Raw genomic sequence first — 17,003 nt, forward strand, 5'->3', positions numbered from 1 at the left:
CCGGACAGAAAGCCGGTTTCCAATCTTCCCGGGACCGCGCAGGGAACGTGATTCCATGACGGGACACCGAGAGCCGGTTCCCTCAGGAATGCGGTGGATGCTTATCGGATGCTTCTGGCTCGCCGTCCGGCGGGGGCGAGACTCTTTCCAACTATCCGGGCGCCGGTGTTCCGCGCCTTCACAATGCGCAGTTCGATTTCGGAATCGACCTGACCGCGAACCGCATTGACCATGCGGCGGGCGTCGATCTCGGACGGCGCGAAGACAAAACCCGTGGGGCCCCAGGAACTCTGGCCGAGGCCGTGGGCACCCGCTTCTTTGAGCAAGCGGGCTGCTTCCGCGACGCGGGGGCTCGTGAAGAGACCGCCCTGTGCGGGGGCGAAATAGGTTCCCATCACCGTCTGGACCGCCTCGATGGCTTCGCCGAAGGTGGCGATGTCGTGTTCCACGATCGCCGGAAGGGCCTGCATCAGCACGCGGCGGCAAATCTCGCCCGCGCTTTCGACGGGGAAGGGCGGCAGGGCGCGGAAGGCGGCCACTTCCTCCTCGCCGTGAAGGCCGACCATGTCCGAGTGATCCAGGATGAGAATGACGCGCCAGTTTTCCGGAAAGTGGTGGCGCGCAACGACGGGCGGTTCCGCATCATCCTTGCGCCGGCCCGCGTCGACGATCAGGCCGCCTTCGTGGAAGGATGCAATGCCGATGCCGGAACGGGAGCCGCGGCCAAGCAGGCGCGCGTCCTGCGTGACGTTGCCCTCGAGGCCATGGAGCCGGCGCAGCGCCGCGGCGACGGCCATCGCCATCTGCGTGCCGGAGCCAAGGCCGATATGGGCGGGAATCGCCTGTTCCACCACGAGATGATGGTGGGTGGTGATGTCGAGATGCCGGCACATGGTGTCCAGATGGCGCGCGGCGCGCTCGCAATCGGGCCCCTCCACGACCGTTTCATCGGCATGCGCGAGGGTGACAACCGTTTCCGGCTCGCTCAAGGGCAATCCCAGGCTGCCAAACCGCCGTCCCGTGCTGCCATTCAGGTCCAAAAAGCCCAGATGGAGGCGGGCAGGCACCGACACAGTAACGCAATCGAACATATGCTACCCTTCGGGTGCAGGATGAATTGGAATGTTTGGTGCCCGAAATAATGATACTGTTTTTCAAAGGGGGAGCAAGCGACCTTTGACATGGGTGCGGCAAGTTTGTTTGCCGGCCGCATCTGACGGCCAGCCACACGAACCCGAGGAGGAGATCATGGCAGAACGGCAGAAGGAGCGCGTCTACAGCGAAGAGGAGATCAGGGAGCGGCTTGCACGTGAACTGCCCAAGTGGACCTACGAGAACGGCTGGATCCGGCGGAAATACAAGACGCACAGCTGGAAGGGCACCCTGATGGTTATCAATGCCGTCGGGCATCTCGCGGAGGCCGCGTTCCATCATCCGGACATCACCGCATCTTATGCCTGGGTGGAGGTGCGTCTGATGAACCACGCGGCAAAGGGCATCACCGACAAGGATTTCGCCCTGGCGAAAAAGATCGAGGAGGTGATCCATTGGCAGCCGGCCAAGGAAGGCCAGGGGCTCGAAGGGACGCCGAACAGCGATCAGCGATTCGCTTACATCAAGTACGACTGAAGAACTGCTTCACAGGCGGGTGAACGGAGGGGCTTCACCCACCGATAAGATTGTTCTAAGTATTCCGCAGGCACCATCCAACAAGACGAACGAATCATGACGGTTGCATGGATCGGCAACCGGGATGCACAGGTGCCTTCAGCGATCGAACATGTCGCGGCACTGCTTGTGCAAAGCCGGTGCCCAGTGATTACGGTTGATGCGGATGCGGACACGGCCCGCGCCGCGCTCGCTCTGGCGCGCAGGGCTGGCGCCGTCTGCGATCATCTGACGGACGGTCTGGCCCATGAGGTCACCCTGTTTACCGGGACGGGCGGCGTATTCCTTTCGCCGGGCGAGGCCCTGCGGCGCGCCGACCTGGTGCTGGTCGCGGGGGCGCTGCCGGCAGCTGCGGGCGCATTCCTCGAGACCCTTGCGCAGACGAGCCCCGACCTTGGCGGCGAACGGCCGCGCAGGATGTTCGCGCTTCATGCCGACGGGCTGCCGGACGGGATTGCCAAGGTTACACAAGCCATTTCCGTGAAGGATGCAAGTCTTCCCGTCGCGGTGGCGGTGTTTCGGGCCGCAGTCGCAGGCCGTGGAACGGGTGTGGAGATCGCTGGCGCGGACGCGTTTGCGGCTGCGGCTGCCGGGGCCAAATTCATCGCCGTGATCTGCTCCGGTCATGGCTGCGATACGCTCACGCTGGAGATGCTGCAGGGGCTGGAGGGCGATTTCAACGCCAATACCCGCGCTTCAATGCTGGTGTGGCCCGCAAGCGAGAACGGATGGGGCAGCACGCTTGTTTCCACCTGGAATGCCGGTTTCCCGCTGCCGGTAAGCTTCCTCGGCGGCGAGGCCAAGCATGATCCGGCGCGGTTCAACGCGCGCCGGCTGATCGAGAGCGGCGAGGTGGATGTGTGGCTGCATGCCGGACCGCTGCCGGAGGGCGTGACGGGTCCGGCGGAACGCATCGTGATCTCCAATGCGGCCAGCGCCGTCGGAGGCGCGTCGGTGACCATCGCTGTCGCCGAACCGGGCGAAGGCCATGACGCGGTGATGTTCTCAGCCAGGGCGGGAACCTTCCTGGCACGCGCGGCAGGGAGCAAGGACAACCTGCCATCGGCGGCGGAGATCCTGCGCCTGATCGCCGGGAAGTTGCCGGAAACGGAGGCGGTGCCATGCTGACGCTCATCATGGGAGGCCATGTCATCGATCCGCTGAATGGCCGGAATGGCATCGGCGACGTGTGGATCGAGGACGGCATGATCGTGGCGGCGCCGGAGGGCCGTCAGCCGGATGAGATCTATGACGCGACCGGCTGCATCGTCATGGCCGGCGCAATCGATATCCACTCGCACATCGGCGGCGGCAACGTGAACACGGCGCGGCTGCTGCTGCCCGAGCATCACAAGGCGCACCTGCCGCGCCCGGCGACCACGCCGCTGGCGAACGTGGGCTGGTCCACGCAGCAGACGGGCCGCCTCTATGCGCAGATGGGCTTCACCACGGTGATCGAGCCTGCGATGTCGCCCGCCAATGCGCTGCACACGCATCTGGAGCTTGCGGACATTCCGATCATCGACCGGGGGGCGCTGGCAATCCTCGGCAACGACGATTTCCTGCTGTCGCTCATTCGCAAGGGTGAATCGCCCGAGATGATTCGCGATTACGTGGCTTGGACGGTCGCTTCGGCGCGGGCGCTGGGCGTGAAGACGATCAATGCCGGCGGGTCGGCGGCGTTCAAGGAGAATGTGCGAACCTTCTCCTTCGATGATGAGGTGCCATCCTATGGCGTGTCGTCGCGTCGGATCGTGAAGACGTTGCAGATGGCAGTGGACAGCCTCGGAATTCCGCACCCGCTGCATGTCCACTGCAACAATCTCGGCGTGCCGGGGGCGGCGGAGACGGCGGCGGTGACGATCGAGGCGGCCGAGGGCGTGCCGATGCACCTCGCGCATCTGCAGTTCTATGGCTACGGCACCGAGGGCAAGCGCAAGTTCTCTTCTGCGGCCGCGCAACTCGCGGAGAAGGTGAACTCCACGCCGGAGGTGACCATCGACGTCGGGCAGGTGATGTTCGGCCAGACGGTCACCATCTCGTCGGATGCGCTCCGGCAGTTCGCGGCGCGCGGCGGCGCAAACCCGAAGAAGAGCGTGATCTACGACGCGGAAGGCAATGGCGGCGGCATCGTGCCCTATGCCTACCGGCAGGACTATTACGGCTCGCTGCAGTGGGCGGTGGGGCTCGAGCTGTTCCTGCTCATCAACGATCCGTGGCGGGTGTTCTTCACCACCGACCATCCGAACGGTGCGCCGTTCACGGCATATCCCGCGCTGTTCAAGCTGCTGATGAGCCGGGAGGCGCGTCGGGAGGCGATGGAGGGCCTGCACAAGGGGGCACTCAAGCACACGACGCTAGCCTCGATCGATCGCGAGTACACGCTTGAGGAAATCGCGATCATGACCCGGGCGGCGCCTTCCAGGCTGCTCGGGCTCACCGACCGCGGGCATCTCGGCTCGGGCGCGGTGGGCGACGTTGCGGTCTACCGCAAGGATGACGACGCCGAGCGGATGTTCGGTGCGGCTGAATATGTGTTCAAGAACGGCGAGCTGGTGGTGCGCAAGGGCGAGATCGTCAGCCTCAAGCCCGGCAAGACGCTGCGGCTCAGGGTACAGCCGGACAAGGCGATCGTGAAGAAGCTCGAGGACTATCACCAGCAGCGGTACGGCCTTTCGCTCGACTGGTTCAATTTCCCGGACTGGGCAGTGGGTCGTGAGGAGCCCTTCGGCGAGGTATCATGCAGAAGCTGACGGTCAACGGCATCACCATTGATGACACGTTCGCGGAAGCCTTTGGCATGCGCGCGACGGCGATCATCATCACGGCTCCCAGCCGTCAGTGGGCGCTCGAGGCGGCGCGGTCGATGACAGGCTTCGCCACGTCGGTGATCGGCTGCGGCTGCGAAGCGGGCATCGACGTGGAGCTTTCGCCCGACGAGACACCGGACGGACGGCCGGGCGTGCGCGTGCTGGTCTTCGCCATGAGTACCAGCGAGCTGCAGAAGCAGCTGCTCAACCGTGTCGGCCAGTGCGTGCTCACCTCGCCAGGCAGCGCGTGCTACGCGGGGCTTGAAGGCGTCGAGCCGCTCAAGCTGGGTGCGGCCATGCGTTATTTCGGCGATGGCTGGCAGATCTCCAAGAAGGTCGGCGGTCGGCATTTCTGGCGGCTGCCGGTGATGGACGGCGAGTTTGTCTGCGAGGCGACTACCGGCCTCACCAAGGAGGCGGTGGGCGGCGGCAATCTGCTGCTGCTTGCCAAGACCTGGGACACCGCGCTTGCTGCCGCCGAGGCGGCGGTGGAGGCGATGCGGGCGGTGCCGGGCGCGATCATGCCGTTCCCGGGCGGGATCGTGCGGTCCGGCTCCAAGGTCGGCAGCAAGTACAAGGGCATGATTGCCTCGACCAACGACGCCTTCGCGCCGGTTCTGCGCGGGCAGGTTAGAAGCGAACTCGATGCCGAGACCAATGCCGTGATGGAAATCGTCATCGACGGCGAGACGGATGGTGCCGTGCGGGCCGCGATGGCGGCGGGCCTCAAGGCCGTGATCGAGCTCGGCCCGGAAAAGGGTGCGCGGCGCGTCAGCGCCGGCAACTATGGCGGCAAGCTTGGCAAATTCCACTACCACCTGAAGGAGCTTCTGCCGTGAGCGGTCTGACCTTCACATTGCAGCAGGAGCCGGTCCAGCGGCTCGACCTTTCCGCGCTGACGCCGCAAGGGCTCGCGGGCAAGAGTGTCGCCGAGGTCGAAAAGATCGAGCTCTGCGGCGGACGGAACCGGGTTACGGTGGGCGACTGCTTCCGGGTCTCCGGTACCGTGGGCGAGGCGATTGTCTTCGAGGGCGGGAGCAGCCGCTTCGACTGCATCGGGGCGGAGCTTGCGGGCGGCAGCATCCGGGTTGCGGGCGACGCCGGGGCGCTGCTCGGCAGGCGCATGAGTGGCGGATCCATCGTCGTTGAGGGTTCTGCCGGGGCGCTTGCCGGATCGCAGATGACGGACGGACGCATCGAGATCATGGGCAGCGCCGGCGAGCTTGCGGGCGGACCCGCTGCAGGCGAGATGCGGGGCATGGCCGGCGGGACGCTCGTCATTCGTGGCCGGGCGGGCGACCGCCTCGGTGACCGGATGCGCCGCGGCACGATCGCAGCCCTGGGCGGCTGCGGCGACTATGCCGGAAGCCGGATGATCGCGGGCACGATCCTGATCAAGGGCGGGGCGGGCAGACTGCCGGGCTATCTAATGCGGCGCGGTTCCATCCTGCTCGACCGGGCGCCAGCCGAACTGTCACCCACATTCGTGCCGACGGGCCCGTGGTTCAGCGCCTTTGCCTCGCTCCTGGAGCGGGAGCTTGTGAAGGAAGGCATTATCGAGCGGCCCTTCTTCGGGCAGGGACCGATGCGTTACGCGGGCGATATGGCAGTGCCCGGCAAGGGCGAGCTCATCATTTCTGCGCTGGCCGGCTGAGCTGGCGTGCCAGAACCGCATCGGCGAAGGCCAGGGCGTCCCGGTTGAAGGGGATGTTGTGGACGCGGAACACGTGCGCGCCCTGCAGGCGCAGGATGACGCTGGTGGCAGAGGTGCCGACGTCGCGGGCTAGCCGGTCGTCGCCGGCGAGGTGGCCGATCATGCGCTTGCGCGAGGTGCCGATCAGCAACGGGTAGCCGAGCGCGTGAAGCTCCCCGGTGCGTGCCATGAGGGACAGGTCTTCCTCGCGGTCCTTCGCAAAACCAAAGCCGGGGTCAAGGACAATCTGGCTGTCCTTCACGCCGGCCTCGTGCGCGATCTCGAGGGAGCGGCGGAGGAAAACGAACTGGTCCTCAATCACGTCCGGGCGCTTTTCATCCTCGCGGCCGCGGCCCGTGTGCATGATGACGAGGCCGGCGCCGGTTTCCGCGGCAATGTGGGCGATGTCGGGCTCGCGCTGCAGGCCATGAACGTCATTGACGATATGCGCGCCGGCCGCCACCGCCTTGCGGGCAGTCTCGGCGCGGTAGGTGTCCACGGAAATGATGCAGTTGCCTTCGGCGGCCAGCGTCTCGATCACCGGCAAAACGCGGCGCTGCTCCTCTTCCGGCGTGACTTCGGTAGCGCCGGGGCGGGTCGATTCGCCGCCCACGTCGATGATGGCCGCACCCTGGGCGATCATCTCGCGGGCATGGGCGACGGCCTTTTCGGGGTCGATGTACTCGCCGCCATCGGAAAAGCTGTCAGGGGTGACGTTAAGAATGCCCATGAGGACCGAGGACGGCCCCAGGACCAGACGCTTCCCATGCGCAAGCTGCCATTCAAAGGTCTTCATGCCGGCCAAGTCGGAAATCCCTGGATCTGTGTTGTGTCTCTTGCGGAAGAGTATTCGCAGGGCTCCATCGGGGCAATGGCTCTTCCACCAGCGGGCGCAGAAGAGACACTCTAAGGACTTGTGCGAAGCGCAAGAACATGCAGCATAGCGCGTGGCAAGAGGGCGTCAGCCGCACGAGTAAATGGGAGTTTCCATGAAGAACAAGATCGACCTGAAGAGCGAAACCGCGCGAATCCTCGACAAGCTGGGCGTGCCGGAAAGCGCCTGGCGGGATGGCGATATGGCGAGCTTCAGCCCGGTCACAGGCGAGCAGACCGCCAAGGTCCGCACCACTTCGCCCGAGGAGGCGCGGCGGATGATCGAGGCGGCGCACGAGGCGTTCAAGGCCTGGCGGCTGGTGCCTGCGCCGCGGCGGGGCGAGCTGGTGCGGCTCTTCGGCGAGGAACTGCGGGCGGCCAAGGAGGATCTCGGCCGTCTGGTGACGATCGAGGCGGGCAAGATTCCGTCCGAGGGCCTGGGCGAAGTGCAGGAGATGATCGACATCTGCGACTTTGCCGTGGGCCTGTCACGGCAGCTCTATGGCCTCACCATCGCCAGCGAGCGGCCCGGCCACCGCATGATGGAGACCTGGCATCCGCTAGGCGTGGTTGGCGTCATTTCGGCGTTCAACTTTCCGGTCGCGGTTTGGTCGTGGAACACGGCGATTGCGCTCGTCTGCGGTGATCCGGTCGTCTGGAAGCCTTCGGAGAAGACGCCGCTCACGGCGCTCGCTGCGCAGGCGATCTTCGAGCGGGCGCTGAAGCGATTCGGGGACGCGCCGGCGGGACTGTCGCAGGTCATCATCGGCGACCGCACGATCGGCGAGGTGCTGGTGGATCACCCGAAGGTCGCGCTCGTCTCGGCAACGGGCTCGACCCGCATGGGCCGCGAGGTGGGTCCGCGGCTTGCGAAGCGCTTTGCGCGCTCGATCCTCGAGCTTGGCGGCAACAACGCCGGCATCGTCTGCCCGTCCGCGGATCTGGACATGACGCTCAGGGCAGTTGCCTTCGGCGCGATGGGCACGGCGGGCCAGCGCTGCACGACGCTGCGCCGGCTGTTCGTACACGAGAGCATCTACGAATCCTTCGTGCCGCGGCTGATCCGCGCCTATGAGAACGTGACCGTCGGTAATCCGCTGGAGACGAAGGCGCTGGTCGGTCCGCTGATCGACAAGGCGGCCTTCGAAGGCATGCAGAAGGCGATCGAGGAGGCGAAGGCGCTCGGCGGCAAGGTGACGGGCGGCCAGCGCGTGACGGAGGCGGGTCCCGAGACCGCCTACTATGTGCGGCCGGCGCTCGTGGAGATGCCGTCGCAGGCCGGGCCGGTGCTGGAGGAGACCTTCGCGCCCATCCTCTACGTGATGAAGTACCGGGATCTCGAGGAAGCAATCGAGCTGCAGAATGCCGTGAAGGCGGGGCTGTCGTCGTCGATCTTCACCCTCAACATGCGCGAGGCGGAGATCTTCCTGTCGGCGGCAGGGTCTGACTGCGGCATAGCCAATGTCAACATCGGCACGTCGGGTGCCGAAATCGGCGGCGCGTTCGGTGGCGAGAAGGAGACGGGCGGCGGACGCGAGTCCGGCTCGGACGCCTGGAAGGGCTACATGCGCCGCGCCACCAACACGATCAACTACTCGACGCAACTGCCGCTGGCGCAGGGCGTGACCTTCGACATCGAATAACCGGAGCGTTTTACGCAGCCGGCAGGACAAGAGCAGTTCAGATCTTCAAGAGGTCTGAGCTGCTCCAATGGTCCGATTGAACATGGTTCCGGACGGAAAGCCGGTTCCCACATTTCGTGAAACCGCGCTCTGTTTGCCGGTCGAGGTTCTGGACAGAAAACCGGCCTTACCCTTCCCGGAGCCTGCTTTGTCTGTCGCGGCAAGAAGCTGGACCGCCGTCCTGGAAGCTCCCGATCCCTCCCGGCTCCGGGACGGGATGACGCGGGTTTGCCCACCAGATGCGTGCGAGGCCGGCAGTCAGCACATCGCCGGACGTCGAAGGGAACGGGCTGGCGAGGCAAAACTCTTTCGGCACAGGCACATAGCCTGGAAAGCAAAGTATTCGCACCGGCCAATACAGTAGCATGAAATCGTTTTCAGAACGGGTTGCGTGTGATATTTTATCTCACGCGGCTGGGGGTAGCTATTTTTCTGCCCTTTTCTTACATCAGCGTGCGAATGGGGATGTCTCTCTGGGGCGGAGAGGCATGGGTTGAGTACGATGGGGCCACGGCGCCGTGGTAAGGGCAGATGGGGTTTGAACCCGGCACACTGTTTTTCGCATCGGGCGTGAGCGCGTTTGCGCTGGCCATAACCATGCTGGGTGTTTGGCTCCAAAACAGGCTCGACCGCTTCATGATCGGCTGGATGCTGGGCATGGTCATGCTCGGTATGGGCGCTCTGCTCTATGCTTCCTTTCCCCTGGAAAACAAGCCCGTCACGGCCTTATCGTTCTCGCTTGAAATCATTGGCTTCGTCGCGGTCTACGTTGCCGCGCGGCTGTTCACGGGACGGCCGGTCTCGCTCGGAAAGTGTGTAATGGCCGGCGGTGCTGCCATCGGAGCCGTGGTGATTCCGATTCTTGCCGGACCCAATGGCATCGGGGTCATGCTGATCAACCTGATTGCCGCCGTCTGCCTGTTCCTGTGCGCGTTCGAATACTGGCGGGCGTTCGAGGAATCTCCCTTTGCGATCCTCGGTATCACCGGTCTCTACGCGCTGGCGGGGCTAACCTTCGTCGCCTGCGGCCTCGTTCTGCTCATCGACGGGCAGTGGGTGCTGCTGAAGCATCCGGATGGTGTGGCCGAGCAGATCAACGCCATTGCGGCAATCGCCGGAATTACCGGCATCGGTGCCCTGTCGCTCGCGCTCAATCAGATGCGGGCCGCGCGTCGCCACCGGATCGAGGCGCAGACGGACATGCTGACCGGCCTCATGAACCGGCGCGCGCTGTTCTCCAATTTCACGGCGAACAGGCTCGCGCCCGGCGACGCTGTCGTGGTGTTCGATCTCGACCGCTTCAAGTCCATCAACGACCGCTACGGGCATGGCGCGGGAGACAAGACGCTGAAGGAGTTCGCCAAGCAGCTTCGGATGTATGCCCGGCCGGGCGATGTCGCGGCGCGGCTGGGTGGCGAGGAGTTCGTTCTGGTGATGCGGCAGGTGACTGTCGCGCAGGCCACCGACGCGGCTGAGCGCATCCGGAGAGAGTTTGCCTCGACACCGCTGAAATTTGGCGACACCGCCGTCACGGTCACGGTGAGCGCGGGCATCGCCTTCGCCGGGAGCGAGATCGACAGTTTCGACGACGTGATGCACCGGGCGGACATGGCCCTCTACCGTGCCAAGAACAATGGCCGGGACCGCGTCCTTACCGAGCTGCAGGTCGTCGCCTGAGGCGCAGTCCGCCAGCCGTGCCGCAATTGCATGGCAGACGCACGCTGCCGTGGCAGCTCGCCAGGCGCTTGCCCCTTGATCCGGTGGCTGCAGAGGAGCATGTTGGCTCAACCTCCAACCTCAGCCTTGCGACCAGTCACAGGGCTGTCATTCGCGTGTTTCTGTGATGGAATTTGTCACATCCCTGTTGCAGGTCATCATGATCGACCTGGTGCTGGCTGGCGACAACGCCGTGGTGATCGGGCTGGCAGCAAGCGGACTTCCCAAGGACCAACGGCCCAAAGCCATTCTGATCGGCATCCTGGCGGCAACGCTACTGCGGATCAGCTTTGCCGTTCTGGCGACCAAGCTGCTGGCGATCGTCGGTCTGCTGCTTGCCGGCGGCCTGCTGCTGCTCTGGGTGTGCTGGAAGATGTGGCGCGAACTGCGCGCGGACGCGGCCCGGGAGGAGGAGGCGCACAAAGCGCTTGCGGAAGGGCTGGAAGGGGCAGAAGCCGCAGGGAATGGCGCGCCCCGCAAGACGCTGATGCAGGCCACGGGACAGATCATCCTGGCGGACGTGTCCATGTCGCTCGACAATGTGCTCGCGGTGGCGGGTGCAGCGCGCGAGCATCCTCTGGTGCTGGTCATTGGCCTTGGATTTTCGGTGTGCCTGATGGGCGTTGCGGCCAACTACATCGCCAAGCTTCTCCACCGGTACCGTTGGATCGCCTATGTGGGCCTGCTCATCATCCTGTACGTGGCGCTGGAAATGATCTACCGCGGCGCGCAGGACGTCTGGCCATACATTTTCGCGTAAGATAAAACCGTCTCCTGCGTGACAGACTTTCCTTCGACGCGTGGGGGCGGCGACCGGTGCTTGCAGCAATTCTCGTGGCGATCTATTTCCTGCCGCCCGCGGCGGGGATCGAATCCATTTCGATCGAGACGGCGTCGCTGGGCGTCTATTCCGCGGCAGAGTGCAAGACGAAAGCCGAGAGCCTGGCGGCCGGAGACTCCCATCAGCCCGTGTATCAGGGCCGGCCAGTGCTGCGGGTCCGTTACAAGTGCATGGTGGTCGGCGAAGCCGAGCGTGACGGACTGAAGCGGCTGCTCGGGAATTAACGCAGTTGGCGTTTCAGAAATTCGGCATCGTTTCGCGCTGACCCGTTTCCATCGACGTTGCCGGGGTTGGTCCCGCTTCTGAGCGTCGGTGCTACCGCACAAACCGTTCTCAACCGTATTCAAGCAAAACCGGGATTGAGCCCCTGCGCACTCATGAACCGTGCGCTTGGCGGGTTCGCCGTGCCATCAGGAGGCTTGCTGCCGGTCCGGAGAGCAGTCTTCTCGCTGGTAGTTGTATACAAATAAACCGAGCAAAACGCCGTCCTCACCGCATCCTTGCTAATCTAATCCTACAGGAAACCGATACATATAACCCAAATGTGGTATATACTAAGCCGACAAAATAATTTCTATGATAACCATTACCACCAAGGGAGACCTTGAAGAGGGCGGGTTTGAGGATCGACCAGCAGAGATTGGAGAGGGCGCTCGACCAGCTTTTCGACGCGGCGATTGATGCTGCACCATGGGTCGCCTGCCTCGAAGAACTGGTCGCGGCAACCAAGTCCTATGCGGCGATGGTGGTGCCGTTCGACCGGCGCATTCCCCATGCCGCCATCAGCACTGCAAATATTGCGCCGCTCAGGGAAGAGTACATCCGTCTCGGGTGGATGCCCGGCGAGTGGCAGGCCAAGGCGCGCGCGCTGCTGGTACGCGATGGCATCGTGAGAACACACCAGTATGCGCCTGACGAGGCCTTCGAACGGCACGAGTTCTACCGGTTCCTTGCCGGGAACAACATCAGGTATTCCTGCCTGATCGCGCTGTATGACGCGTTTTCCGAGGTCCTGTGCCTCGGGTTGCACCGCCATCCCGACCAGGGGCCGTTCACCGACGAGGAGGCGGCGGTGCTGGCCGACATGCGCCATCGCTTCATCGAGGCAGCGCGTCTGGCCCAGCGCGTGTCGCAGAACAGGCTGTCGGGGATGATCGCCGGGTTTGACATCGCGGGCACGGCGGATGTTTTCTTCGACGCCTACGGCAAGGTGACGTATGTCAACGCGGCGGCCGCGCGCGTTCTCGGCAACGAGCTGCGCGTGGTGGACAAGGAACTGCGGTCGCAGAACGATGCCGAAAGCTTCAGAATCCGGCGGGCGATCCAGGAGGCCCTCGCGCAGGGAAACTCAGGTGCAGGCGATCCGTCGCGTCTGGTTTCGATCGAACGGCCGGGCCAGCAGCCGATCACCCTGCGGATCCAACGCATCGCCGGCCTATTCGACCTGTTCGCCTCTTCTGTCGGTGTCTGCGTCATCGAGATGGCCGGCGGCCAGGCGAGCGCGGCGTCGCCGGATGTCCTGAAGCGCGTCTTCGGGCTCACGGAGCAGGAAACGCAGATCGCCACGCGGCTGTGCGAAGGGCTCTCGCTGCGAGAGATCTCCGAGAGATCCGGGCGCAGTTACGAAACGGTCCGCACCCATGTGAAGTCGATCCTGCACAAGACCGGTACCAGCCGGCAGGGGGAACTCATCGCCCTGATGGCCAAGATGAGGGTTCCCGACGGCCATGCCGGGCGGGCAGACAACCGCGGCGGCAGGGTTCGCAACTAGGGCTTTGACTTCGGGCCGGGCAGATGGCCCGCCGGCAGGGAAACAGCACACACGCCACACCGCTTCGGAACAGGTGGCCGCGTCATGGACGCGGCCAGGCTTCGGTGCCGCTACGGCTGTGAAAGGCAATCCGCAGGTGCGGAATGGAATCGATCAAAGCCGGCCCTTTCTGCCCGTGTTAGGTTGAACTTGCCGACAAGGCATGACCGCCAACCCAGCCCCTGCCCCCCAGAGGGCAGGGGTTCCCGTGATCCAGCCCGTCGGCAAGGGCGGTGGTCTCCACGGTGACGAGCAACCTGTTCCGGCTGCCGCAATTCTGCGCTTCCAGTGTGCTCAATGTCGGATAGCGCCAGCCCGAACGGCACCCTCATGCAGGGGGCGCGGGGTTCTCCGTTTCGATTTTCACTTGAAAATTTCACCGGCCGAACGTAGTTGTCGCCGCATCAGGCCGGGCCCCTCTGGCAGTTTTCCGGAACTCGGAGCTGCGATGTCGGACTGAGAATCAAATCGGGTGGCTCGGCCATGGTTCAGCGATCATGTCTGAGGAGCTGTACCGCCGAGACACGGCAGGCGCTCCGGATCGTCTCACCTCCGCCTGGGCTGCCCCTTTGAAGTCATTATGGGAGCCACATGAGCGAAATCTTTACAGTCGAAGCGCTGATCGCGCTTGCCCAGGTGATCATGATCGACCTGGTTCTGGCAGGCGACAACGCCATCGTCATCGGCCTCGCGGCGGCGGGCCTGCCAAAGGAACAGCGGGCGAAGGCAATTCTCATAGGCATCATCGCGGCAACCGTGCTGCGCATTGCCTTTGCAGCCCTCACCACCCAGTTGCTGCAGATCGTCGGCCTTCTGCTGGCGGGCGGCATTCTGCTGCTGTGGGTGTGCTGGAAAATGTGGCGCGAGCTGCGCACGGGCCACGATGAGGAAGTTCAGGGCGAGGAAGCCCTGACAAACCAAGACATCGACAGCGACGGACAGGTGGCGGGCGCCGCTCCGCGCAAGACGCTGGGCCAGGCAGCCACCCAGATCGTCATCGCCGACGTCTCCATGTCGCTGGACAACGTGCTTGCGGTGGCGGGCGCGGCGCGCGACCATCTCGAGGTGCTCATCTTCGGTCTCATCCTGTCGATCGGCCTGATGGGCATCGCGGCGTCGTTCATCGCCCGCCTGCTCAACAGGCACCGCTGGATCGCCTACGTGGGCCTTGCCATCATCCTCTATGTCGCGCTGGACATGATCTATCGCGGCGCGCTGGAGGTCTGGCCGTACGTCAACGGCACGGCCTGACAGCCATGCACAAGAAGCCGGCCGGAGCGCAATCCGGCCGGGATTTCCAACGCCGCTGTCACCCGACAGCGGCGTTTTTTCTGGCCACTTCCCGCTAGGAAGCAGGGCCGGCTGCCGCTTCGGGCAACAGGGCTGTTCAGCCGTTGAAGGGGACGCTGAAGAGGCTCAGACCATCCGGTCGCCGTGGCGCTACCTGGAGCAATCCAGATTTTCACGGAAACTCTGAATTGCCCTAAGGAATTGTCATCGCGGTTCCGGACAGAAAAACGGTTTCCGCGTTTCCTGGAACGGCTGTAGGAAACCACAACCCACCCACAATGCAGCCGGATAGGCCATCGTTTTCCCGTGGGAGGTTCTATAGGGTCGCCAGACGATCGCGCTCGCGCTCGGAAGCCAGATAGTCGAGAAGTGCAAGAGCGCGGTTGCCGGTCACGACAAGATCGGCCATCTGAGCCCGGAGGAAGTTGAAGTCCTGCTCGGACAGATTGGCGAAGAGGACGTCGTTCACAGGACGCTGCACCGGGAGCAGTGATTTCAGCAGCTTTTCCGCCTTTTCCGTCAGTGTCAGAAGAACGCGGCGCCGATCGGTCGGATGGGTGCGCTTCTGTACGAGGTCATCCCGCACGAGCTTGTTGACTTCAATGGTGACGAACGCTCCGCTCAGGTGCAGATGGTCGGCAAGCTGGTTCACGCCGACACCTTCCCGGTTCTGCAGATACTGGATGGCGATCAGGATCGTGAATGCGGTTCCCGTGAGCCCGATGGTCTGCCCGAGGCGGTTGCGGATCTCCTGAACGCGGGACGCAAATGCAAGCGTGTCATGAATAAGCTGGCGAAAGCAAAGGTCGCTGCCATCGACCAGAAGTTCAGGACGCGATACCGTCAGAGACTGCCCGTCAGCCGAACTGCGCGATACGTCATTCTCAAGTTCCCTCGTTCCCATTGAGCCCACCCAAGTTTTCCTTGGAAGGGTTTATGCAATACCCGCTGGCTCGGTTCAATCACGTTCAAGAAAATGTGCGTGCCGCGATACCCCGAACCTCGCGGACGTCCAAAGAGCCGTGGGGTGGGCCACCTGAATCTCTTAATCGTCAGGAGAACCGGGACACTTCCGTCGCGCGGGCGTGAGGGCCCGGGTGAAATTGCTGTCCATAGACGACGTCAGCATTCCGGGGATCTGGTCTGCGCACCGATGACGTGACAAAGTGGCGTCGCTGGTTCTAGCTGCCGGCCGACTGTCCGTCTCGCAGGGCCGCGCAGCTTTCGCAAGGGGAGAGAATGCGTTTACATCCGGCAACACTTCAGTCGCTCGCAAGGGATCTGACCGAGGGCCGCACGACGAGCCGGGCCCTGGTCGAAGAATGCCTTGAGCAGATCGGGCGCGCCGATGGGCAGGGGGCCGCGGCCTTCACCTTCGTGGATGCGGAGGCGGCGCGGCTCGCTGCCGACGCGATGGACAAGCTCCGGGCAGCGCGGGCCGAGCCATCGCCCTATGCCGGCGTTCCGGTTTCCGTGAAGGACCTGTTCGACGTGCGGGGACAGGTGACGCGCGCGGGCTCGCGCGTGCTCGAGAATGAACCGCCTGCGGAAAGGGATGCGACCATCGTGGCGCGGCTGCGGCAGGCGGGGTTCGTCATCATCGGGCGGACCAACATGACGGAGTTCGCCTACTCGGGGCTCGGGATCAACCCGCACTACGGCACGCCACTCAATCCGTGGGACCGGCAGGGCAAGCGCATTCCGGGCGGATCATCTTCGGGTGCCGCCATCTCCGTCACGGACGGGATGGCGCATGGGGCGATCGGAACCGACACCGGCGGGTCGTGCCGGATACCGGCGGCGTTTACCGGCATCGTCGGTTACAAGCCGACGGCGGCGCGAGTGCCGAAGGACGGCTGCGTTCCGCTTTCCACGACGCTTGATTCGATCGGTCCGCTGGCGCGGACGGTCGATTGCTGCGCCATTCTCGATACTGTCCTCTCCGGCCAGACGCACAGTATGCGCGACAGGAATATCCGGGCGCTGCGCTTCCTGGTGCCGGAGACGCTGGTGTTCGACGGGATCGACGCGACCGTGGCGACGGACTTCGAGCGGGCGGTGAAGCGCCTTGCCGATGCCGGGGCGACGATCGTGCGCGCTCCGATGCAGGAGCTGAAGGACGTGGCGGCCATCAATTCGCGGGGCGGGTTTTCCGCGGCCGAAAGCTGGACGTGGCATTGGCCCTACATCGACCGGGGCGCCGAGCTTTACGATCCGCGTGTGCTCGTTCGCATCTCGCGCGGCGCGGAGCTGACGGCAGCGGATTACATCGAGCTGGGACAGGCACGGGCGCGCGTCATCGAGGCGGTCGAGGCGAGACTTGCGGACTTCGATGCGCTGATGCTGCCGACGGTGCCGATCGTGGCGCCGAGGCTTGCGGAGCTGGAGCGCGATGAGGACTATTCCCGCATCAATATTCTCGTGCTGCGCAATCCGTCGCTCATCAATCTGATCGACGGCTGCGCGATGTCGCTGCCGATGCACGAGCCGGGTTCGGCGCCGACGGGGCTCATGCTCGCCGGGACGAGGGGATCGGACAGCAGAATCTTCGAGGTCGCAAGGGCTGTCGAAGGAGTTCTCTCTGCCGGTCGCTGAGATGAAACGCTGCGGCGCAGTCTGC

15 protein-coding genes are annotated in these 17,003 nt (G+C 64.2%); 12 read left to right on the forward strand and 3 right to left on the reverse strand.

Annotated features, from left to right (window positions below; genetic code table 11):
- Positions 1-101: 101 nt before the first annotated feature.
- A complete protein-coding gene (locus tag ABD906_RS04800; RefSeq protein ID WP_165277126.1) occupies positions 102-1,091 on the reverse strand; it encodes a beta-ribofuranosylaminobenzene 5'-phosphate synthase family protein in 990 nt (329 codons plus the stop codon).
- A gap of 157 nt (positions 1,092-1,248) precedes the next feature.
- Between ABD906_RS04800 and ABD906_RS04805 the strand changes: the two genes are divergently transcribed.
- The 5 genes from ABD906_RS04805 to ABD906_RS04825 all read left to right on the forward strand — a co-directional run bounded on the left by ABD906_RS04805 (position 1,249) and on the right by ABD906_RS04825 (position 6,132).
- Positions 1,249-1,629, forward strand: a complete 381-nt coding sequence (locus ABD906_RS04805) for a 4a-hydroxytetrahydrobiopterin dehydratase (RefSeq protein ID WP_345098453.1) — start codon at positions 1,249-1,251, stop codon at positions 1,627-1,629.
- Between the two features lie 96 nt (positions 1,630-1,725).
- Positions 1,726-2,796, forward strand: a complete 1,071-nt coding sequence (locus ABD906_RS04810; RefSeq protein WP_345098454.1) for a tungsten formylmethanofuran dehydrogenase — start codon at positions 1,726-1,728, stop codon at positions 2,794-2,796.
- Positions 2,790-4,421: a formylmethanofuran dehydrogenase subunit A gene (locus ABD906_RS04815; RefSeq protein WP_165277123.1), complete on the forward strand. Its 1,632-nt coding sequence runs from the start codon at positions 2,790-2,792 to the stop codon at positions 4,419-4,421. Before ABD906_RS04810 ends, ABD906_RS04815 begins: the two co-directional genes overlap by 7 nt.
- Positions 4,409-5,317, forward strand: coding sequence for a formylmethanofuran--tetrahydromethanopterin N-formyltransferase (gene fhcD / locus ABD906_RS04820; RefSeq protein ID WP_165277122.1), 909 nt, complete (start codon positions 4,409-4,411; stop codon positions 5,315-5,317). Before ABD906_RS04815 ends, fhcD begins: the two co-directional genes overlap by 13 nt.
- Complete coding sequence (locus ABD906_RS04825; protein WP_165277121.1) at positions 5,314-6,132, forward strand: formylmethanofuran dehydrogenase subunit C; 819 nt, start codon at positions 5,314-5,316, stop codon at positions 6,130-6,132. Before fhcD ends, ABD906_RS04825 begins: the two co-directional genes overlap by 4 nt.
- On the opposite strand, the gene folP is transcribed toward ABD906_RS04825, so the two are convergent.
- Positions 6,110-6,967 (reverse strand): dihydropteroate synthase, encoded by an 858-nt coding sequence (gene folP, locus ABD906_RS04830; protein WP_165277353.1) that lies wholly within the window; start codon positions 6,965-6,967, stop codon positions 6,110-6,112. The two genes, ABD906_RS04825 and folP, sit on opposite strands and share 23 nt — an antisense overlap.
- A 193-nt stretch (positions 6,968-7,160) precedes the next feature.
- Between folP and amaB the strand changes: the two genes are divergently transcribed.
- The 6 genes from amaB to ABD906_RS04860 all read left to right on the forward strand — a co-directional run bounded on the left by amaB (position 7,161) and on the right by ABD906_RS04860 (position 14,344).
- Entirely contained in the window at positions 7,161-8,687 is a 1,527-nt protein-coding gene (gene amaB, locus ABD906_RS04835) for an L-piperidine-6-carboxylate dehydrogenase (protein ID WP_378187822.1), read from the forward strand.
- Between the two features lie 570 nt (positions 8,688-9,257).
- Positions 9,258-10,403: a GGDEF domain-containing protein gene (locus ABD906_RS04840; protein WP_345098456.1), complete on the forward strand. Its 1,146-nt coding sequence runs from the start codon at positions 9,258-9,260 to the stop codon at positions 10,401-10,403.
- A gap of 166 nt (positions 10,404-10,569) precedes the next feature.
- Entirely contained in the window at positions 10,570-11,202 is a 633-nt protein-coding gene (locus ABD906_RS04845; protein WP_165277118.1) for a YjbE family putative metal transport protein, read from the forward strand.
- Between the two features lie 56 nt (positions 11,203-11,258).
- Positions 11,259-11,507, forward strand: coding sequence for a hypothetical protein (locus tag ABD906_RS04850; RefSeq protein WP_345098457.1), 249 nt, complete (start codon positions 11,259-11,261; stop codon positions 11,505-11,507).
- A gap of 395 nt (positions 11,508-11,902) precedes the next feature.
- Positions 11,903-13,054: a helix-turn-helix transcriptional regulator gene (locus ABD906_RS04855; RefSeq protein ID WP_345098458.1), complete on the forward strand. Its 1,152-nt coding sequence runs from the start codon at positions 11,903-11,905 to the stop codon at positions 13,052-13,054.
- Between the two features lie 630 nt (positions 13,055-13,684).
- Entirely contained in the window at positions 13,685-14,344 is a 660-nt protein-coding gene (locus ABD906_RS04860; protein WP_165277115.1) for a YjbE family putative metal transport protein, read from the forward strand.
- Positions 14,345-14,699: 355 nt separating this feature from the next.
- Here ABD906_RS04860 and ABD906_RS04865 read toward each other — a convergent pair whose 3' ends face one another.
- Positions 14,700-15,287 (reverse strand): MarR family transcriptional regulator, encoded by a 588-nt coding sequence (locus ABD906_RS04865; protein WP_165277114.1) that lies wholly within the window; start codon positions 15,285-15,287, stop codon positions 14,700-14,702.
- A gap of 335 nt (positions 15,288-15,622) precedes the next feature.
- Between ABD906_RS04865 and ABD906_RS04870 the strand changes: the two genes are divergently transcribed.
- Positions 15,623-16,978, forward strand: a complete 1,356-nt coding sequence (locus ABD906_RS04870) for an amidase (RefSeq protein WP_345098459.1) — start codon at positions 15,623-15,625, stop codon at positions 16,976-16,978.
- The last annotated feature ends 25 nt before the right edge of the window (positions 16,979-17,003 follow it).

It is taken from the genome of Chelativorans composti, from assembly GCF_039541695.1.
Classification (GTDB): Bacteria; Pseudomonadota; Alphaproteobacteria; order Rhizobiales; family Rhizobiaceae; genus Chelativorans; species Chelativorans composti.

Bases quoted from the DNA above. Each gene is read 5' to 3' on its own strand.
- fhcD (WP_165277122.1), top strand. From the start codon at position 4,409: ATGCAGAAGCTGACGGTCAACGGCATCACCATTGATGACACGTTCGCG.
- ABD906_RS04870 (WP_345098459.1), top strand. From the start codon at position 15,623: ATGCGTTTACATCCGGCAACACTTCAGTCGCTCGCAAGGGATCTGACC.
- amaB (WP_378187822.1), top strand. From the start codon at position 7,161: ATGAAGAACAAGATCGACCTGAAGAGCGAAACCGCGCGAATCCTCGAC.
- ABD906_RS04805 (WP_345098453.1), top strand. From the start codon at position 1,249: ATGGCAGAACGGCAGAAGGAGCGCGTCTACAGCGAAGAGGAGATCAGG.
- ABD906_RS04815 (WP_165277123.1), top strand. From the start codon at position 2,790: ATGCTGACGCTCATCATGGGAGGCCATGTCATCGATCCGCTGAATGGC.
- ABD906_RS04860 (WP_165277115.1), top strand. From the start codon at position 13,685: ATGAGCGAAATCTTTACAGTCGAAGCGCTGATCGCGCTTGCCCAGGTG.
- ABD906_RS04810 (WP_345098454.1), top strand. From the start codon at position 1,726: ATGACGGTTGCATGGATCGGCAACCGGGATGCACAGGTGCCTTCAGCG.
- ABD906_RS04840 (WP_345098456.1), top strand. From the start codon at position 9,258: ATGGGGTTTGAACCCGGCACACTGTTTTTCGCATCGGGCGTGAGCGCG.
- ABD906_RS04845 (WP_165277118.1), top strand. From the start codon at position 10,570: ATGGAATTTGTCACATCCCTGTTGCAGGTCATCATGATCGACCTGGTG.
- folP (WP_165277353.1), bottom strand. From the start codon at position 6,967: ATGAAGACCTTTGAATGGCAGCTTGCGCATGGGAAGCGTCTGGTCCTG.
- ABD906_RS04865 (WP_165277114.1), bottom strand. From the start codon at position 15,287: ATGGGAACGAGGGAACTTGAGAATGACGTATCGCGCAGTTCGGCTGAC.
- ABD906_RS04800 (WP_165277126.1), bottom strand. From the start codon at position 1,091: ATGTTCGATTGCGTTACTGTGTCGGTGCCTGCCCGCCTCCATCTGGGC.